We start from the raw sequence: 18608 nt of genomic DNA, 5'->3' as shown, positions 1-18608 counted from the left end.
TAGTCAAATGATGCACTAAAGTGAAGGGTATTTCATACCTTTTACTCGACCTTCTCCGTTTGTTCAATAACAAAAGTTGCCTTTGATGGCAGCCCTTCTTACACTCTTGCACAAAGTTAATTTAACAAGGAAAAGTTATTGTTGATCCTCTTCTTCACATAACTCTTCGGAAATCAGCTTTACACGTTCAATTGTAATACCTAAGTGTTTTTATTGTTGATTTTCTAAAGAAATTATTTCATTTAGTTCAAATAATAAATCTTCATTCTCATTCCAGAAGCCTTATCGACTTTTAAGATTTGTGCAAGTAAGTCTCCCATAAATAAATCCCCTTCGACAAAAGGATTTGTTACAAGTGCTTCAAGTGTTAATGGAACCAGATATTTTAAACCGTTCTCTCGGAGACTTTTTACATCGAAACAATTTAGATAACAAAGATACAACTATTATCAACAAAATCAACGATTTTTTCGATACTAATAATGATGATGGTGGAGATGAGATTGATGATGGCGATGGTGGTGAGTAGGAACAGATGCCATTTACTACTCAATATGTTCGTATTAATCATTAACTTTTGTCTAAAACTTTAATAAATAAAAGTGCCACCAGTTACGGCCGCACTTTATGATAAGAATTGATTAATTTAAATTCCTTTTCAGACTTACCAGATTCAGGGCAAAGTGAGAGTAAGTTTGCATTAACCGCATAAGAAAAAGTATCTTCTGTTTTTATTTTTTTCTTATTATTAATAATCAATTCATCACGTTGTAAAGAGATTTTTATAAGATGGGTGTATATTCCTTCGTTTTCACTTGGTCCAAGCTGCTTTATCCAAATACGTATTCCTTCAGGTTTAAGTTCTCCCAAACTTATGGAGTCTGCCTGATATTTATTATGGTAATAATCCACTAAGCTGTGATGCACCCATACCTGCATTGTGTCATATATAAACATCTTTGTAGCTTGGTCCTTTACTTCATATTTCTCGCCTCCTACTTCTGTAACATTAGTAGCCGAAGCATTTCCAGCAGTTAAAAAAAATAAAGTGAATAACATTAGCACGACTTTATTCATAGCAACCACTCCCATATTTTTATATGGTTAGGTTTGCCTATATGATATTTTTTATTGCATTAGCAGTGTTCTTGTTGAACTAACGGGGCAGGATAATGACCGCCGCTGCGATCATTATCTTTAACTATTGCACCCTATAGTTTAAGTGCAATATTTCACAATCTTGCATATGAAGTGTGATTATGTTTCCTTTACATGTATTTTTACCCTTTCAGATAAGGTGTAAGTAAATCGATTGCTTCTTGTATCTTTTTGGAAGTTTCTATATACATTTTTTTTGTATTTTCAGCATCCGTTTGTAATGCAAAAGATTCCAGGTCAGCCTGACTCTTTTTTAACATAGACATTAATAATGGTTGTAGTTGGGGCGATGGGACATTGATTTTATCATCATAAACATCAATTGTTAATTGTCCATAAGAATCTACTTGTCCCAAGAATACATTATCAAGTGTTACTCCGAGTTTTTCTAATTCTATATTAAGCCATTGGCGGGTCTGTTTTGCTTGTTCAAGAGAATTATCTAAAATTTGTCCATCCATAATGACTGTTTGAGGTGCCTTTTCATTTCCAACCTTTATATTTAAATCTTTGGGAGTTAGTGGTTGGTTTTCTTTTTTCAAAAGAACATTTAAATCACCGTTTTGTTCTAAGACTGCGAACTCTACATCGGCAACTTTAAATACATTTTTTCTCCTAAGTAAGGCATTTAAATCATCAATGGTGTAATGTTCTTTTTTTAAACTATCTTCCATAACTTTTCCATCTTTAATAAAAACATTTGCTTTTCCTTCAGCAAAATCTCTAAATTTTTTGCTTTTTAAGGAAAAAAAGTCTACAGCATAAGTTACACCACCGAAAAGTAAAATTACGATTACTCCATGTGAAATATTTTTGTCTAACCCAGTAATAACTTCACCAGCTACGCTCCCGATAGTAATCCCTGAGATATATTCAAAAAAGGAAAGCTGAGCAATCTGTTTTGAACCTAATAGTTTGGTCATCATAAATAATACGACTATACACAAAATTCCTCGTATTAAAACATCAATCCAGTCTGGCACATTCATCACCTTTAACTTTAAGTTGGTTTATATTGAGGTTCCTGAAATTCGAGTTCTGTAACTCGAATTTGTAGCTCTTTTTTTACTTCTCCTACTAATAACATCGCCTGATGAAATGCTTGTTGAGCTTTTTCATCCTGGGAATTTAATGCAAAATTTGATAGTTGTGTTTCAATTCCATTAATCGAGGCTAAACATTGTTTTACGTTAGAATATACAGTCATCCTTATCCCCCTTAAATTAGAATTTTTATTGAAGTAAGGGAATTTTATAGTAAATTTAATTTGATAAGGGTTAGCATAATGCTAACCCCAAGAAAAATACATCACTGATTGTATTGAGGTTCTTCTTTTTGAATCTGTTGAAGACGGGGCTCTAAGCTGTCAATAATTGATTGAGTTTGTTGAGCAGCGTTTTGGTACAACTGTTTTGCCTGCTTATTTTCAGTCCCTAAAGCAAATGTTTCTAAGCTAGCTTGTGCACTTTTTAATCCAGCTAAAGTTTGGCTTACTTGAGTTCCTACTGTCATTTTTCATTCCTCCCTTTTTGATAGTGAGCTACAGGTGTATTCTCTGTATAAAAGGTATTAAGTATAACTGGAAAAGATTATTAGGAAGCTGCACAGATGGATGAACTACATAATTTTTTGTAAGGATATATATTAAAAAAACAATATGATGACACTCTATATAAGAGCAAGGCTTTAAACTTCTCATCTTTCCTAACCCGTTTTGGTGAGTTACACATAAATCGTTTTTAAACAGCTAAACTACACTTGATATAAGAATAGGGACGAAGGAGACATTTATATGGACTACAGGATATTTAAGAGGATTAATGAAAATGCTGGTCGTTATCAGCTTTGGGACACATTGGTGATCAACTTCTCTCAAAAAGTTCGTTTTTGTTTCTATTTATATTAATCTTCATGTGGTTTCGCAATAACTCACACAAAAAATCACTTTATTTACTATCATTTCCATTGGATTATCGTTGGTTTTAAATAATTTGATTAAACTGTTTTATTTTAAACCACGCCCTTTTTTGAATCTTTGGATTCATTTATTACCCCATTTCCATCAAAAAGAGCTCTTCATTTCCAAGTAAACACACCACTCTAGCATTTGCGGCGGCAACTTCTGTTTTTTTATAAGCGTTTCTTAGGTAGTATGATGTACCTTGCCGCTATTCTAACAGGATTCTCTCGAATTTGGATGGGACAACATTACCCTTTGGATATTTTAGGCAGTTCGATACTAGGAAGTTTAACAAGCATAGTAGTAAAGATTACAGGATGGATTTGGAATCCAATCATTGAACGGGTAATAAAAGATACTGCTAAAGAATGAAGAATCGATCATCAAGGTAAATCTTTCCTTAGTTTTTTAGGTATTACCTGTTTTAGCTGAAATTTTTGATAAAATTATCTAGACCAATAGATTTTCATTGGTGCTCTCCTTCTTTGAAGCGTCTAAGTGGCGCTTCCTTTTTTGTCGCAATATGGTTTAAACATCGACATAAAAACAGTAAGACTTTTCGTTACACTTGTTCAACTAATCTCCCTCAATAAACAAAGTGAAAACTCACGTTTTCTCCAGCTTTCTCAGTATTTTATAGAATGTTATTTTTGAGTAAATGCTCGCTACTATGGTTGGATTTATCTCGTAAGGATAAATTTGGGCTTTCGAAGAAAAAAGACTGTTGCTCTTTAGCTACGAATTTAAAAAAATGGTAAATGAGTAAAAATATGATCGCACTGGTGGATGTCCACATATCTCATGGAGGTCAACCCTCCCATGTCTCACAGAGTCTTCGCTCTCAAATTCCTTCGTCCAACCTTTCCATGAGGTGGATGTCAGTCATGCTGCCCCACAGGGTCATTGCCCGAAGTTTAGTTGCTTTGCTGACTAATCCGTGCTTCAAATGTACGAGACTTTTAAAACTAAAACTCTTTTCTACTTTACTGTTTCAACTGAATTAAGCTGCTTTTTCAACTTCTATGTTTGCTCTCATATGAGGAATATCCTTTAACATTCGCTCTTCACTAAACTCAAATTGTTTCTTACCAATGGCAAAGAATAAACGTATTAACTTATTGCATAAGGCAATCAGAGACTGCATTTTCTTGAGTGGATTATCCGGGCGTTGAGTATAATAGGTATGCAATGCTTTAAAGGCCGAATTCTTCGCGACTATGATCATACAAACCCTGAAGAGGAGAGCCCTCAGCTTCTTCCTACCTCGTTTTGTGATTTTTGTTTGTCCTTTATGCTTGCCAGAGGTGTTCTCCTTCAAGCTCAATCCAGCTAGCTTTATGATTTGTCTAGGGTGATTATAGTCTTGAAGATTTCCAACTTCCGCAAAGAAGCCGGCAACCGTATCTCTCCCTACTCCCTTAATAGCTAACATTTGTTGAACGCCAGGGATATGTTCAATTAGGTTATCAATCTTATTATCAAGTTCTACGAACTTCTCTTGTATCAAGTCATCTTATAATATTGATTCAAAGAAAATAGTGTCCAGGAAGCAGATCGATATCATTTTAAGTGTTCAACTTCCGCAAGAACCATTTCTGATAAAGATTATAGTCAGGCAAAATCGAGGATTTTGAAAAAAGAAAAACTAAAAAGAGTAAACTTGAAATGCCAACTACTAAAGTTTATCTTGGGGAAGCGTATCTCCAAAATGATTTAGGTTTTATTTCATAGAAATTATTTTTAGAAATGGTGGCAAAAGGCAACGGAAAACTTCTGCTGCCTTTTCACTATTGCACCTGTTAGCCATCCATGAATCACTAAAAACAGCTCTTCACCACAAAGAATGAAAATGTATTGAATCCGTCCATACTTGTCCTAAGGCTGGAGAGGAAGGTCGATGTACTATGGTGCCATAGAGCCCATCCGTTAGTCTGACTCCAACGACCACGGTGCACCACAAACTGTCGCTCCCTTACGGGAAGCACTCATGGTAGATTAATCCTTATTCTGATTGTTGCACCAGCCTCCAATTTATAAGCCTAGAAAGGAAGAATTTCAATGGATGTAATCATTGAAAGAGCATGTGGTATGGATGTTCATAAAGATAATATCACTGCGTGTATTATGACACCTGATGGAAAGGAGATTCAAACGTTTTCTACTAAAACAGTTTTTCTACTCAAGTTAATCGACTGGGTTAAAGAACATGGTTGTACACATGTAGCAATGGAAAGCACGAGTGTTTATTGGAAACCTATAGTCAACTTACTAGAATCTGAAGGGATTGAGTTTCTAGTTGTAAACGCCCAACACATGAAGGCACTCCCAGGTCGTAAGACCGACGTTAAAGATGCCGAATGGATTGCACAACTTCTTCGCCATGGTCTACTCAAAGCGAGTTTCATTCCAAATCGAACTCAAAGAGAGCTGCGAGAACTTGTTCGTTATCGCCGTAGTATTATAGAAGAACGTGCAAGACAACATAATCGGATTCAAAAAGTTTTAGAAGGAGCCAACATCAAACTAGGCTCTGTCGTTTCTGATATTATGGGGTTTCCTCAAAGGATATGCTTCGAGCTATCGCTGATGGCGAAGATGATCCTGAGAAACTAGCAAACTTCGCTCGTCGTACAGTGAAAAAGAAAAAGAACAACTTGAATTAGCACTTCAGGGCTATGTAAACCCACATCAACGCTTAATGCTCAAGACGATTTTAACCCACATTGATTTTCTAACTGAGCAAATTGAAATGCTAGATCAAGAAATAGCCGAACGAGTTAGCACTTATGAAGAAGATATTGAAAGACTAGATTCGATACCTGGAATCGCCAGAAGAATGGCTGAACAAATTCTAGCTGAAATCGGTACTGATGTTAAAAAACAATTTCCAACTGCGGCACATCTTTGTTCGTGGGCAGCTCTCGTACCTGGACATAACGAAAGTGCTGGAAAAAGAAAATCAACTAGATCGAAAAAAGGAAATAAGTATTTAAGATCAGCATTAACTGAAGCAGCTCAATCAGTGAGAGGTTCTAAAAACTATCTAGGTGCACTATATCGACGAAAAGCAGGACGAAAAGGTAACAAAAGAGCAGCAATAGTAGTTGCACATGCAATATTGCGGATTGCATATTACCTGTTAATTAGAAAAGAAATGTATGTAGACTTAGGCGAAGACTACTTTGATAAACAAAGACAGGTATCTATTGTACGAAAACTTAGGCTATTCGGTTACAATAACAGAAGCTTCCTAATCCATTAAACAAGTATATAACCGCCAAAGATCAGACGCTCTCCCTTTTAAAAAGATGAATGAGCTGCGTTTATTTAAGTATTGCCATTTTTCGGTTCTAACAGAAGTTAATTTTCATGGTAGCACAATAAGAAAAAGGCTGCCGCAACAGCCTTCTTAATTTCTTTTACTCAAGCACCCAGTTAGCTTAATAACACCTTAGTTAATTTAATTAATGTTTCACAATAAAATTCACCAATTCGCTAAATGCTTTTTGTGCAGATTTTTCATTATATTTTGGAGAGTAGGGGTCACTGAATCCGTGTGTTCCGTTATATTTATGTAATTCGATATTCTTTTTATCTAAAGTTAAAATTAACTCGTCCACATTAAATGATTGTTCTTCTTGCGGAAAGAATAGTATTGTAGGACATTGTGGTGTTAATTCTACATAATCCTGAGTACGTGAACCATAGTATCCAACTATTCCATCGACACATTCTTCCTCACTACATAACCAAGCAACAGTTGCCCCTACACTAAACCCAACGATAAATATTTTTTTGTATTCATCTTTAACATCTGATAATATATCTTTTATTTTATGTATAGCTTGAGTGAATCCTACATTCTCCATAAAATTACAGTAAGCATCTTCCTCTTGAGAATAATCAAAAGGTGTCTCTGATTCTAAAAAATTTGGACAAATGACATCAAAACTCTGTTTTGATAGTAATTCACAAAAACTCTTCATATGTTGGTTAATTCCATAAATTTCGTGTATAACAATGATAACAGTACCAGACTTTTTATTTATTTGAATCATTTTGTAGCCCCTTGAACTGATACTCAAATTATACATATTAATACCAAATTATATCATTCCTTCTTCCACTAACCTGCTTACGTTAGTTGAAGAAGAAAATATAATCTTTATTTTATAAATAAAAAGAGAGCCTTAGCTCTCCAACAATCGGTTAACTTTTTGAATCTCCCCTTCAAATAACCTCATGTCCAACTCGTAATCATCATGACCATCAAATGAATCCAACATATCTTTTCTTGATGTAATGTTATCAAATACTGCTCCAATGAAAACCCACCACTTTGGATTGTATTCTCAAACACAACTTTAAATCTGCTCATTTATTTCACCTCGACAGATAGTATTTCCAATACAATAAATGAAATTCGTATTTTATTACCAAATATAAAAATGACCATTTAGGTCCTTTTGGCTTCTTCAACTAAAGCACCCGTTAGCCATCCATGAATCACTAAAAACAGCTCTTCACCACAAAGAATGAAAATGTATTGAATCCGTCCATACTTGTCCTAAGGCTGGAGAGGAAGGTCGATGTACTAGAGTGCCATAGAGCCCATCCGTTAGTCTGACTCCAACGACCACGGTGCACCACAAACTGTCGCTCCCTTACGGGAAGCACTCATGGTAGATTAATCCTTATTCTGATTGTTGCACCAGCCTCCAATTTATAAGCCTAGAAAGGAAGAATTTCAATGGATGTAATCATTGAAAGAGCATGTGGTATGGATGTTCATAAAGATAATATCACTGCGTGTATTATGACACCTGATGGAAAGGAGATTCAAACGTTTTCTACTAAAACAGTTTTTCTACTCAAGTTAATCGACTGGGTTAAAGAACATGGTTGTACACATGTAGCAATGGAAAGCACGAGTGTTTATTGGAAACCTATAGTCAACTTACTAGAATCTGAAGGGATTGAGTTTCTAGTTGTAAACGCCCAACACATGAAGGCACTCCCAGGTCGTAAGACCGACGTTAAAGATGCCGAATGGATTGCACAACTTCTTCGCCATGGTCTACTCAAAGCGAGTTTCATTCCAAATCGAACTCAAAGAGAGCTGCGAGAACTTGTTCGTTATCGCCGTAGTATTATAGAAGAACGTGCAAGACAACATAATCGGATTCAAAAAGTTTTAGAAGGAGCCAACATCAAACTAGGCTCTGACGTTTCTGATATTATGGGGGTTTCCTCAAAGGATATGCTTCGAGCTATCGCTGATGGCGAAGATGATCCTGAGAAACTAGCAAACTTCGCTCGTCGTACAATGAAAAAGAAAAAGAACAACTTGAATTAGCACTTCAGGGCTATGTAAACCCACATCAACGCTTAATGCTCAAGACGATTTTAACCCACATTGATTTTCTAACTGAGCAAATTGAAATGCTAGATCAAGAAATAGCCGAACGAGTTAGCACTTATGAAGAAGATATTGAAAGACTAGATTCGATACCTGGAATCGCCAGAAGAATGGCTGAACAAATTCTAGCTGAAATCGGTACTGATGTTAAAAAACAATTTCCAACTGCGGCACATCTTTGTTCGTGGGCAGCTCTCGTACCTGGACATAACGAAAGTGCTGGAAAAAGAAAATCAACTAGATCGAAAAAGGAAATAAGTATTTAAGATCAGCATTAACTGAAGCAGCTCAATCAGTGAGAGGTTCTAAAAACTATCTAGGTGCACTATATCGACGAACAGCAGGACGAAAAGGAAACAAAAGAGCAGCAATAGTAGTTGCACATGCAATATTGCGGATTGCATATTACCTGTTAATTAGAAAAGAAATGTATGTAGACTTAGGCGAAGACTACTTTGATAAACAAAGACAGGTATCTATTGTACGCCATTCGGTTCGTAGGCTAGAAAACTTAGGCTATTCGGTTACAATAACAGAAGCTTCTAATCCATTAAACAAGTATATAACCGCCAAAGATCAGACGCTCTCCCTTTTAAAAAGATGAATGAGCTGCGTTTATTTAAGTATTGCCATTTTTCGGTTCTAACAGAAGTTAATTTTCATGGTAGTTCAATATGAATTTAAAATGATGGAGGACTATCAGACAGACAAATCGATAAATTCTAGTTCCATTTCTGCTTCTGCTTTCGAACGATAAACGGTAATTTTACCATAGGGTTTCAAGTTGTCTTGCCACGATCCTATATTACTCAGAAAATCTTCTCCGTTTTCAGAAATTATCAAGCACTCTAAATGCCTATTGATATAACAAATTGGTGCGTTACTTTTCAAATCACATTGTTGACCAACAGTTCCGATAAATCCACCTTTACTATCTTTTGCCATAATATCTACATATGGAACCGTATAAAATTCTAAATGTGGAATATCATCGTCAAAGATAAATTGAATATCATAATCGTTAGCATATTTTTGATACTCCTCATTTTTATGATAAACACTCATAGGATAAATTGTTGTACCTGCTGGTATAACCTCGGTATCTTTTAAATTTACATTTATGGCTCCAGTTAATTCTGTTCTATCTAGATAAACTTTTCGCATCTCAACCTCCGTTTAATCTTATTTTAAAGTAAATGCTCATTACTTTTGTGATTTCTTATTGAACTAACCTCCCTCAATAAACAAAGTGAAAACTCGCGTTTTCTCCAGTATTCTCAGTATTTTATAGGATGTTAATTATAGAGTTACTGCTCGCTACTATGGTTGGATTTATCTCCTAAGGATAAATTTGGGCTTTTAAAGCAAAAAGACTGATAGCTCATTAGCCACACACTTACAAAAAATGGTGGATGAGTTAAATTATGACCGCACTAGTGGATGTCCACATTTCTCATGGAGGTCAACCCTCCCATGCCTCACAGAGTCTTCGCTCTCAAATTCCTTCGTCCAACCTTTCCATGAGGTGGATGTCAGTCATGCTGCTCCACAGGATCCCTGCCCGAAGTTTAGTTGCTTTGCTGACTAATCCGTGCTTCAAATGTACGAGACTCATAACACTAAATATCCTTTTCTACTCTACTTTTATTACTAAATTAAGCTGCTTTTTCAACTTCTATGATTGCTCTCATATGAGGGATATCCTTTAACATTCTCTCTTCACTAAACTCAAATTGTTTCTTTCCAATCGCAAAGAATATGCGTATTAGTTTATTACACAAGGCAATCAGAGACTGCATTTTCTTTAGAGGATTGTCCGGACGCTGCGTGTAATAGGCATGCAGCGCTTTAAAGGCCGAGTTCTTCGCTACCATAATCATACACACCCTGAAGAGGAGAGCTCTTAGCTTCTTCCTCCCTCTTTTTGTGATCTTCGTTTGCCCTTTATGCTTTCCAGAAGTGTTCTCTTTCAAGCTCAATCCAGCTAACTTTATGATCTGTCTAGGGTGCGAGTACTCTTGAAGATCTCCCACTTCTGCAAAGAAGCCGGCAACAGTATCTCTTCCCACTCCCTTAATGGCTAACATTTGCTGGACACCAGGGATTTGTTCAATTAAATTATCTATCTTCTCATCTAGTTCTTCGAACTTCTCTTGTATCAAGTCATATTTATCAAGCAGAGTGGCCAGCTCTAATTTGGCCATATTAGAACCTTGACACAGTCCGATGGACTCTCTAGCTGCTTGTTTCAACTCTACTATTTTGTTTAGTCCTACACTTCGACTAACTGCTTTTCGTAAATGATCCAATAAGTACTGATCAGTGAAATGAATCAGTTCATGTGGTAAGGCTCCTAGCTTTAAAAATTGCAAGGCTGCTTTTCCTTCCCAACTCTTAAAGACGGTTAAAAACTCAGGAAAATACCGATCTAGCCAGTTGTGAATCTGGCCTTGCACCGTTTGAAGATCATCAGTTAGGAGATCACGTATTTTTTCGCCACACGGAGTTCTGCATAAACACCTTGTGGAATCGTTGGTTCAGCATATCTCCCGTCCTTGACCAACTGGGCAATGACTTTAGCGTCTTTCACATCGTTTTTAGTTGGTGAGTTATCATCGAGTTCCTTACTTCTCTTAAGGTGTAAAGGATTTACTGCGACAAACTTTATATTATTTTCTTTTAATATATGAGCTAGATTTAGCCAATAGTGGCCCGTAGGCTCCATACCTACTATTACTTTTTCCATTACTTGTTCTTTCTTTAATTGAAAGATCCACACGAGAAACAGTTGAAATCCTTGCTTGGTATTCTCAAAATAACAAGGTGATCTGAATTCTATTCCTCTGTAGTCCTGTGCTCGTGCGACATGCTTGAATTTCGCAATATCCACGCCTATAATAAGAGTCTGAGAAGTAATTTGAGCAATCTTTTCATTTTGGTTATAATTCATTTTAAGACCTCCTGGTATTGGGGATTGTCCATTTTTGCTGGCCAGCTTTAGGACTCTCTCATTCTACCAAGAGGTTCTTTTTTATTCAAACCTCATTTTCATTCATTACAGGAATGCTGCTTCGTTAGCACAACAAGAAACTGGCAGCGCAGTAGTCACCCCAACGTTAAGCATAAGTACCCTTAGTTGAAAAAGGAAAATTATTTTTCATCATCTTTGTGCCACTTATCAACTCCCATAATCCTATCAATGATGTGATTATCCGCCCAAACTGCCGCTACTTCTAAACCTTCACATTCCAATTTAGTTGCACTTCGGATTTCCCCTTTATGGTAAATTGAAAATTCACCTGAGATGTTATCAACGATACAAGAAGGAGGTGGAAATGCTTCATCATCACTTTTAAAAGGGCGATATTTTACAAATGTCCAAACTCCTGATTTTAGTACATATTCATATACACCAACAATAAATTGGTACTCCTCAACCCTTGGAATATCATCAATACTTACTCCGATATATTTATAAATACCTATGCCAGCATCTTTAAATATTCTTCCAAAAGCATATTTACCATTAGGTAAAGGAATAGCATATACATCCCCAATTTTGATTCGTTTACGTTTCTTTCCTGTCATTAAAATCACCATATTCTTAGAACATATTGATAATAATTTCTACGTTTCGACTAGACTCTCCTTCTTTCACTAACCTGCCACGTTAGCACAGTAAGAAAATGGGACCGCTGCTGCCATCCCGCCTTTAACATAAGCACCCGTTCGTAATATAAGGGTAGCCAGATTTTTCTGGTTGACCTTTTTCTATATGGTCATATGATTACGGTAGTCGGGGTAGAACGTCGCCCCCGTGGGACTAGATCCCGTCAGCTAAACTGTTCACCCCCTACTTGTATAAACATGTTTCAGGCTGGTTGGGACCATGATCCCGTTTAACAAGCGAACCTATGACATTACAAGCAGCTTTAGGGGATACCGACTAATATGTATTTCTAGGAGGAGGAGAAATAAAAATGAATCCAGTGATTGGTCTGGATGTATCAAAAGGAGAAAGCCAAGTTCAAGCATTTTTAGATAAAGGTAAACCATATCGTAAGAGTTTTAGTATTAAACATGATCTTAAAGGGTTAGAAGGTTTATTAGAATTCCTTCAAGAGGTGGAAAAGGCAGCTGATGGTTATCAACCTTCGGTCGTTTTAGAATCAACTGGGCACTATCATATTCCCGTAATTCAGTTTCTAGCGGAACAAAATTATGTTTATATCATCGTTAATCCACTTATCTCACATAGAGCCAAAAGCTCAAGCCTCCGAAAGGTAAAAACTGATGCGATTGATGCTTATCATCTTTGTGAACTGTTTTATAAAGAGGACCTAGAGCCTTACAAGAAGCGTGGTATTCAACTCTTAAACCTTCGTAATCTAACAAGGCAACAAGAGAGTATTGCAGAAATATCAGCAAAAACAAAGATACAGCTACATTCCTTAATTGATCAGGTCTTTCCTGAGTATCGAGGGGTTTTTGGAAGCCTCTATTCAAAGGTATCTTTGCTTACTTTACTAGAATTCCCTACTTCTAAGGCAGTATTAAATGTAAGTGAAAAAGAATTAACTGATAAGATAAGTTCGTTATGCATGAGTCGTTCGGAGTCATGGGCAAAGGAAAAAGCACAGAAGTTAAGAGAAGCAGCTATTCGTGATCCTTTTCAAACAATCTCTACGATAGTCATATTTTTAACCTTGAAATCTTGGTTAAGATTGTTCTTCAATACCAAGAGCATCTATCCAATATTGCGAATGAAATAGATGCCCTCGCTAGTGAAATTGAAGAATATGAGATCCTTCAATCTATCCCTGGAGTCGGAGAGAAAATCGCTGCAACGATTATTTCTGAAATCGGAGAGATAGATCGGTTTAATGATGCCAAGAAGTTAGTTGCCTTCGCTGGAATAGATCCTAGTGTGTACTCTTCTGGAAAGTTTACTGCATCAGTAAACCGAATAACCAAACGTGGCTCATGTAGGCTTCGCCACGCATTGTATATGGCTGTTCAAAGTGGAATTCGGGATTCCCGTAAAAAGAAAACGACGGATGAGATCATTCCACGCAATAGAAGACTACGAGAGTTTTACGATAAGAAACGAGAAGAAGGAAAACCCTTTAGAGTAGCCATTATTGCTTGTGTAAACAAACTCTTACATTGGATTTATGCCTTACTAAAAAGCAGAACCACTTTCCAAGATATAGCATAGGACCTATATCTAACTAAATACAACAATACCTTCCAAAAAGAGAATTTAGGAAGGTTATTTGGCATGAACATTTTTAGTATATCATGAGATTATTAATCTTTTTATTGAAAAATGTTGACAAACTATTAGCTGGTTTAGCTTAAGTACAGTTCTTCACAAATTACCTCGTTTAATGAAAATAATTCGATTGAATTCAAATATTTCTTTTTTGTTCTCCGTTATTCTTTCTACTTTCATTTTGACACGAGGAACACCATCTTTTTGATAATAACCATTTAATACTTGTTCAACCTCATTTTTGACTGTTCCAAGTATCTTAGGAGAAAGTTGCTTAACATAATAGTCTCCATGTCCTTTAACACAGTTCTCCATTGTATCAAGTGCAATTAAACTTAAAGGTCTTCCTCCGTTTAGCCAAGATTTCATTCTTTCCCAGGTAGGAAAACATACCGCTGCCAACCTTCCCCAATTATCGTTAAAAATTGTGCAAGTTGACTCAATCCAATCAAGGATAACGTTGGAACGGAAACGGTATAGGCTGGTAAAAGCGGCTATCGGCATTTCTTTTTCACTTACCAATTTCAATTTCTCAAATACATTATTTAATCCCTCTTCGATTGGTAAACTGCTGGCTGTTGCCCAAGAAATTGGATATAGTAAATTTTCGTCATAATTCTTCCAAAGTTCCCTTACCCATTCCGAAGCTGAGCTACCTAAAACATCAGCTACAATTTCCAACATTCTTGATTTTATTTCGTAGTTTTCTGTTTCATAAAACCTGGATTTTACTGAACTCAAAGTCATTTGGTTATCGTGTTTATTGAGGGCTTTTATTACATCATCCTCAAGAAACCACCTCGTTATAGAAAAGTCCAATAAAGATTCCAAATCATTTTGAACATTTTTTAAAGTTGGTGCTTTGTCTTTTTTAGTTACAATAACATCTTCTTCTGGTTGACAAGCCTCTCCGTCTTCATCGTAAAGATCATCGTGTAATAAAGGTTGATTAGGAGAATGGATAACTGCCAGGTTGTACCATTCGATAGGTCGTAATGAATATTTTAATAGCCTTTCGTGACATTGATTGCAAACTTTATAAGGATGGCCGGGGTCATCGGACGATTCTACCACATTAATTTCATTTTTTTTACAGGCTTCACACAAATCAGTAGTCTTCATTAAAAATCACACCTCATATTTATTATCCTACATTATTCTATTCGCATTAACTTTTTCCCTTTATTTCACTAACCTGTTCCGTTACTTGAATAAGAATAGCGATCCTCCATTATTGAAGCATCGCCACTTTTACTATAATAAGGATTTAAAAATATAATTTACGTTTTCCTTTTTCAGTCAGAACAAACCAATAGTCTTCCTCAAATTCATCACTACTATCCATAAACTTTACTTGTCCATTTGATGGGTCATCGTGAAATTTTATAAACCCAGTTTGAAGCATATCGTTTAGCCGTTCCTTTATTTCTTTCCTCGTTAATTTTATATTTTTATGCTTTAAAAAGTTTTCAACGTGAAAAATAGTATTCTCTTCATAAATAAAAGTTTCTAAAATCAACCGTTCAATATCTATCATTAAAATCCCCCGTTAAAACGATAAATATAAACTATTCTCCTTCTTGAAGGAAAGCACCCAGTTAGTTCAAGAAGAAATTGCGACTTTATTACTGAGTTTCTCTTCTATCCGCCGTGTAGTCTAATACGAAATAAAGGATGTACATTGAAATAAAATAAACCACCGCCGAATAGATTATATTCCATTCACCATAATGTAAAACTCTAATATAAACTGCATACAATTCAAGTAATACAAGAATGCAGGTCCATCCCAAGATATATATAAATTTCTTAATGGCATTAGATTTCAGGGGAAAATAATTAAAAATAATAACCAGTACAGCAATCTCACCAAGGACTACAACTAGGTACAACCACTCTATTTGTTCTTTATTAAAATACAAGTAAAGTTTATACTTTAAATCAAGATACAAATCAGTTACAAAATTCATTAACAATGCAAACTGTATTGTAGCTAGTAACTCGTGCCTAGTTCTTTTTCTGGGCATTTTGAGGGCAACTAAAAGAACTAATATAACTGTCACTATAAATAGCTTCACCAAGAGGAACACCTCATTATTAAAAAACAACAATATCAACCATATTATCATTATTTATTTGGTGAATTATTCTTCTTTTACTAACCTGCCCGTTAGTGGAACAAACAAAAAAAGGCTGCCGCAGCAACCTAGCCTTCTTTAATTCAAGCACCTTGTTAGTTAAAGATAAATTTTCTTATTTCTTATATCAAACCAATTATATACAGTCCGATAAAAACAAAAATCCAACTATCCAACCTATCTAAAACTCCACCGTGACCAGGTAATATTTTCCCCGAATCTTTAACACCAAAATTACGTTTTAGAGCAGATTCAACCAAGTCACCAACTTGACCCGCAATAGATACAACTATAGTTATAATTAAAGCTTCAAAGTAGCTTGAAAAGGGGTTTAATGTAAATTGGAGAACTGTTCCAATAATAATTGCTGTTACAATACCTCCTATTGCACCCTCTAAGGTCTTATTAGGGCTAATTTTTGGAGCAAGTTTCCTTTTACCATATTTTCTTCCTATAAAATAAGCTCCTGAATCAGTTGTCCAAATGGTTAGTAATATAGATAACGTCCAAAATACTCCTTTATCTATTCGTGCTTCTGCTAATGATACGAACCCAAATCCAATATATAAAACACCAATTAGTAATGCCCCTGCCTTATCAATTGAAAATTCCTCATTAAAAACAGTCGCTGTAATAAAAAAGAGAACAAGGGCAATCAGGACTTTAATTTGTAACTGTTCAATACCAAAATTAAAAAGAGGTAAAAATAAAAAAATAACTCCTATAAGACCTACTAACCATTTAATCCTAAACCTAACTTTAATAATCGCAGTAAATTCATTATAGGCTAATATTGCTAGAATTAAGGAAAAAGCTGAAAACCAATAATTCCCTAAGTAAAAAGGAATTAAAAATAAAATCGCCATAATAATTCCCGTTATTATACGTTCCTTCAAACCTTTACACTTCCTTAAATTTCTAATTTTGTAGTATGGAGTAAATTATACTATAAAATTAAAGAGGTTTAGTAACAATAGAGAAATTTATCCTTTCTTATTCAACTAATCTGCCACGTTTGTTGAACAACAAAAAAGAGCTTCCGCCGCAACTCCACTCCATCTCAAGCCCTGTTAGATGTAAGGCATTTATTATTGATTTCCTGACACAATAACTAAATCGTGCAGCAATTTCACCACTTTTTCCATTTTCCAAGCAATTATTACTAAGCTGATTGCTATTACCGCTAAACTCCCTACCTTAATAACTTCTAATTGGTCCTTATTCACAAAATTACCCCCAAATGTATGGTCTTGGGATTCATATTCTGCAACGCTCATAATAAATCCTTCTTCAAGTAACCTGCCAGTTAGTTGAACAACAAGCGGCTATCATTTTAATCAATCTTCGTTTATCCAATCCATAAAACCATATACTTTTAAAATATCTTCTGTCTTACCTTTATTCATTAATAAATTATTATTGGCTTTGACTTTGTAAATATCATTCTTCACTACGCTAGAACTTTTATTTGTAAACAAAGAAACAATTTCAGATAAATTTCTATCTGACATATGCTCATACAAAATCCCTAATATATGCAAATACTGACTTTCAGTTACACCATTAGGAAAAGCTCTTGTTAGTAGACTGTATGTGTTTTTCAGATGTTCAGGTATTTCTTTTTCAAGCATTCTACCACCCCGTTATCATTTATAATTTTATTTTAAAAAATAATCCTTATTAAATTAACCTGCTTCGTTAGCACAATAAGAATAAGGCTGCCGTAGCAACCTCATCTTAAAGTAAAGCACTTTCTTAAAAAAAGACATTTTATTAGATAGTTTTTCCTTTCATGTTTTGAAACTTATAAAAGATTAAGATAACTACCATCAATCCAGATCCAAATAAAATACTTCCAGTTACTAAAAAGTTATTTATATAGCCTTTAAGAATAATCTGGTAAATACCTGTATCTGCCCCACCACGACTTATTAACCATGAGTCTGCAACTGATGTTCCAAGGTTAACACTTGAAAATATCATAACAAGTCCGCCAATGACTAAAATAAAGCCTACCACAATAAAGCTGATTAATTTTTCTTTTGAAATTGTGCTCTCCTCCTCTATAAATCGAATTTACCATAATAAACCAATTAAAAGATACAGTGAATCTTCTTAAGCTAAACTGCCACGTTAGTGAAACAAGAAAAGCTGTCATAATTGACAGCTCCTTTGTTACATCATGCACTCCTTGGTGAATAGTAGAGCTTTAATTCTAATTTACTTTAGTAAAATAGAAACCTGTTCCATTTTCTTGTGGAACAAAACCTTGTTTAGCTGAACTCTTTTCCACCATATTCTGTTTTTCAACTGAAATATTTGTGGTAAGACTTTTTCCTTCAGCTACGGAACCTTCTCTACGATTTTGCTCTTCAACTGAAATGACTCTGTATTGATCGCCGTTTTTAGTAGCTGTTTGTCCAATTTTTCCTTTTGATAATTCAGTTTGTGCGAATACCTTTGTGCTTTCCAGGTCTTTCGTAAAACCGATTGATAATGCTAAAGCTCCTGCAAAAACAGTAGTCAAAACTATTTTCCCTTTCATCATAAAACCTCCTAAGATTTTCTAGCTTGTACTAATAACATATTTTACCACATCTGATACTATGTTTCTTTGAATTTTCTTATTCAGCTATCCTGACCCGTTACTTCAATAAA

General features: G+C 35.3%; 18 protein-coding genes and 6 pseudogenes. 5 read left to right on the top strand and 19 right to left on the bottom strand.

The window, feature by feature from the left end:
* Positions 1-242: 242 nt before the first annotated feature.
* Complete coding sequence (locus QNH29_RS30465) at positions 243-443, bottom strand: contact-dependent growth inhibition system immunity protein (RefSeq protein ID WP_481858728.1); 201 nt, start codon at positions 441-443, stop codon at positions 243-245.
* Here QNH29_RS30465 and QNH29_RS15370 point away from each other — a divergent pair.
* Positions 371-529 (top strand): hypothetical protein, encoded by a 159-nt coding sequence (locus QNH29_RS15370; protein ID WP_283860268.1) that lies wholly within the window; start codon positions 371-373, stop codon positions 527-529. The genes QNH29_RS30465 and QNH29_RS15370 overlap by 73 nt on opposite strands.
* 83 nt (positions 530-612) lie before the next feature.
* Here the strand turns inward: QNH29_RS15370 and QNH29_RS15365 are convergent, their stop codons facing one another.
* The 4 genes from QNH29_RS15365 to QNH29_RS15350 form a co-directional block, all read right to left on the bottom strand.
* On the bottom strand, positions 613-1077 hold the full coding sequence (locus QNH29_RS15365) for a hypothetical protein (protein WP_283860267.1): 465 nt from the start codon (positions 1075-1077) through the stop codon (positions 613-615).
* Positions 1078-1280: 203 nt separating this feature from the next.
* The gene (locus QNH29_RS15360; protein ID WP_283860266.1) at positions 1281-2141 is read right to left on the bottom strand and encodes a DUF421 domain-containing protein; all 861 of its coding nucleotides are present in this window, start codon (positions 2139-2141) and stop codon (positions 1281-1283) included.
* Between the two features lie 17 nt (positions 2142-2158).
* Positions 2159-2365: a DUF1657 domain-containing protein gene (locus tag QNH29_RS15355; protein ID WP_283860265.1), complete on the bottom strand. Its 207-nt coding sequence runs from the start codon at positions 2363-2365 to the stop codon at positions 2159-2161.
* Between the two features lie 101 nt (positions 2366-2466).
* Positions 2467-2670 carry a DUF1657 domain-containing protein gene (locus QNH29_RS15350; protein ID WP_283860264.1) on the bottom strand — a complete coding sequence of 68 codons (204 nt, stop codon included), beginning with the start codon at positions 2668-2670 and terminating at the stop codon, positions 2467-2469.
* A gap of 280 nt (positions 2671-2950) precedes the next feature.
* On the opposite strand from QNH29_RS15350, the pseudogene QNH29_RS30460 reads away from it, so the two are divergent.
* Positions 2951-3490: pseudogene (locus QNH29_RS30460) on the top strand (undecaprenyl-diphosphatase).
* Positions 3491-4118: 628 nt separating this feature from the next.
* On the opposite strand, the pseudogene QNH29_RS15340 reads toward QNH29_RS30460, so the two are convergent.
* A pseudogene (locus QNH29_RS15340) lies at positions 4119-4628 on the bottom strand (transposase); the annotation flags it as partial.
* Positions 4629-5176: 548 nt separating this feature from the next.
* Between QNH29_RS15340 and QNH29_RS30455 the strand changes: the two are divergent.
* A pseudogene (locus tag QNH29_RS30455) lies at positions 5177-6380 on the top strand (IS110 family RNA-guided transposase).
* 202 nt (positions 6381-6582) lie between these two features.
* Here the strand turns inward: QNH29_RS30455 and QNH29_RS15325 are convergent.
* Together QNH29_RS15325 and QNH29_RS15320 are read right to left on the bottom strand one after the other, a co-directional pair.
* Positions 6583-7176, bottom strand: coding sequence for a dienelactone hydrolase family protein (locus QNH29_RS15325; protein WP_283860261.1), 594 nt, complete (start codon positions 7174-7176; stop codon positions 6583-6585).
* Between the two features lie 182 nt (positions 7177-7358).
* Complete coding sequence (locus QNH29_RS15320) at positions 7359-7496, bottom strand: hypothetical protein (protein ID WP_283860260.1); 138 nt, start codon at positions 7494-7496, stop codon at positions 7359-7361.
* 372 nt (positions 7497-7868) lie between these two features.
* Between QNH29_RS15320 and QNH29_RS15315 the strand changes: the two are divergent.
* Positions 7869-9141 (top strand): annotated as a pseudogene (locus tag QNH29_RS15315) (IS110 family RNA-guided transposase).
* A gap of 95 nt (positions 9142-9236) precedes the next feature.
* On the opposite strand, the gene QNH29_RS15310 reads toward QNH29_RS15315, so the two are convergent.
* From QNH29_RS15310 to QNH29_RS15300, 3 genes and pseudogenes are all read right to left on the bottom strand, one after another.
* On the bottom strand, positions 9237-9701 hold the full coding sequence (locus tag QNH29_RS15310) for a hypothetical protein (RefSeq protein ID WP_283860259.1): 465 nt from the start codon (positions 9699-9701) through the stop codon (positions 9237-9239).
* A 491-nt stretch (positions 9702-10192) separates the two neighbouring features.
* A pseudogene (locus tag QNH29_RS15305) lies at positions 10193-11487 on the bottom strand (IS110 family RNA-guided transposase).
* A gap of 200 nt (positions 11488-11687) precedes the next feature.
* Positions 11688-12125: an Imm26 family immunity protein gene (locus QNH29_RS15300; protein ID WP_283860258.1), complete on the bottom strand. Its 438-nt coding sequence runs from the start codon at positions 12123-12125 to the stop codon at positions 11688-11690.
* A 392-nt stretch (positions 12126-12517) separates the two neighbouring features.
* Between QNH29_RS15300 and QNH29_RS15295 the strand changes: the two are divergent.
* Positions 12518-13755, top strand: a pseudogene (locus tag QNH29_RS15295) (IS110 family RNA-guided transposase).
* 153 nt (positions 13756-13908) lie between these two features.
* On the opposite strand, the gene QNH29_RS15290 reads toward QNH29_RS15295, so the two are convergent.
* From QNH29_RS15290 to QNH29_RS15260, 8 genes are all read right to left on the bottom strand, one after another.
* The gene (locus QNH29_RS15290) at positions 13909-14934 is read right to left on the bottom strand and encodes a hypothetical protein (RefSeq protein ID WP_283860257.1); all 1026 of its coding nucleotides are present in this window, start codon (positions 14932-14934) and stop codon (positions 13909-13911) included.
* A 145-nt stretch (positions 14935-15079) separates the two neighbouring features.
* A complete protein-coding gene (locus tag QNH29_RS15285; RefSeq protein WP_283860256.1) occupies positions 15080-15349 on the bottom strand; it encodes a hypothetical protein in 270 nt (89 codons plus the stop codon).
* Positions 15350-15437: 88 nt separating this feature from the next.
* A complete protein-coding gene (locus QNH29_RS30450) occupies positions 15438-15839 on the bottom strand; it encodes a CBO0543 family protein (RefSeq protein ID WP_481858836.1) in 402 nt (133 codons plus the stop codon).
* A 233-nt stretch (positions 15840-16072) separates the two neighbouring features.
* On the bottom strand, positions 16073-16846 hold the full coding sequence (locus QNH29_RS15280; RefSeq protein WP_283860255.1) for a phosphatidate cytidylyltransferase: 774 nt from the start codon (positions 16844-16846) through the stop codon (positions 16073-16075).
* Positions 16847-17038: 192 nt separating this feature from the next.
* Positions 17039-17227, bottom strand: coding sequence for a hypothetical protein (locus QNH29_RS15275; protein WP_283860254.1), 189 nt, complete (start codon positions 17225-17227; stop codon positions 17039-17041).
* Positions 17228-17287: 60 nt separating this feature from the next.
* Positions 17288-17581: a hypothetical protein gene (locus QNH29_RS15270; RefSeq protein WP_283860253.1), complete on the bottom strand. Its 294-nt coding sequence runs from the start codon at positions 17579-17581 to the stop codon at positions 17288-17290.
* A gap of 142 nt (positions 17582-17723) precedes the next feature.
* Positions 17724-17969: a hypothetical protein gene (locus tag QNH29_RS15265; RefSeq protein WP_283860252.1), complete on the bottom strand. Its 246-nt coding sequence runs from the start codon at positions 17967-17969 to the stop codon at positions 17724-17726.
* A 196-nt stretch (positions 17970-18165) separates the two neighbouring features.
* Positions 18166-18498 carry a hypothetical protein gene (locus QNH29_RS15260; protein WP_283860251.1) on the bottom strand — a complete coding sequence of 111 codons (333 nt, stop codon included), beginning with the start codon at positions 18496-18498 and terminating at the stop codon, positions 18166-18168.
* Positions 18499-18608 lie beyond the last annotated feature (110 nt).

The sequence above is a fragment of the Neobacillus sp. DY30 genome, assembly GCF_030123065.1.
Classification (GTDB): domain Bacteria; phylum Bacillota; class Bacilli; order Bacillales; family Cytobacillaceae; genus Neobacillus.
Note: the sequence above shows the minus strand (reverse complement) of the source record. Positions and strands in the feature narration are given on the sequence as shown.

Coding starts and splice junctions, on each gene's coding strand:
- QNH29_RS15370 (WP_283860268.1), top strand. CDS start 371: ATGGAACCAGATATTTTAAACCGTTCTCTCGGAGACTTTTTACATCGA.
- QNH29_RS15365 (WP_283860267.1), bottom strand. CDS start 1,077: ATGAATAAAGTCGTGCTAATGTTATTCACTTTATTTTTTTTAACTGCT.
- QNH29_RS15355 (WP_283860265.1), bottom strand. CDS start 2,365: ATGACTGTATATTCTAACGTAAAACAATGTTTAGCCTCGATTAATGGA.
- QNH29_RS15350 (WP_283860264.1), bottom strand. CDS start 2,670: ATGACAGTAGGAACTCAAGTAAGCCAAACTTTAGCTGGATTAAAAAGT.
- QNH29_RS15325 (WP_283860261.1), bottom strand. CDS start 7,176: ATGATTCAAATAAATAAAAAGTCTGGTACTGTTATCATTGTTATACAC.
- QNH29_RS15320 (WP_283860260.1), bottom strand. CDS start 7,496: ATGAGCAGATTTAAAGTTGTGTTTGAGAATACAATCCAAAGTGGTGGG.
- QNH29_RS15310 (WP_283860259.1), bottom strand. CDS start 9,701: ATGCGAAAAGTTTATCTAGATAGAACAGAATTAACTGGAGCCATAAAT.
- QNH29_RS15300 (WP_283860258.1), bottom strand. CDS start 12,125: ATGACAGGAAAGAAACGTAAACGAATCAAAATTGGGGATGTATATGCT.
- QNH29_RS15290 (WP_283860257.1), bottom strand. CDS start 14,934: ATGAAGACTACTGATTTGTGTGAAGCCTGTAAAAAAAATGAAATTAAT.
- QNH29_RS15285 (WP_283860256.1), bottom strand. CDS start 15,349: ATGATAGATATTGAACGGTTGATTTTAGAAACTTTTATTTATGAAGAG.
- QNH29_RS30450 (WP_481858836.1), bottom strand. CDS start 15,839: ATGCCCAGAAAAAGAACTAGGCACGAGTTACTAGCTACAATACAGTTT.
- QNH29_RS15275 (WP_283860254.1), bottom strand. CDS start 17,227: ATGAGCGTTGCAGAATATGAATCCCAAGACCATACATTTGGGGGTAAT.
- QNH29_RS15270 (WP_283860253.1), bottom strand. CDS start 17,581: ATGCTTGAAAAAGAAATACCTGAACATCTGAAAAACACATACAGTCTA.
- QNH29_RS15260 (WP_283860251.1), bottom strand. CDS start 18,498: ATGATGAAAGGGAAAATAGTTTTGACTACTGTTTTTGCAGGAGCTTTA.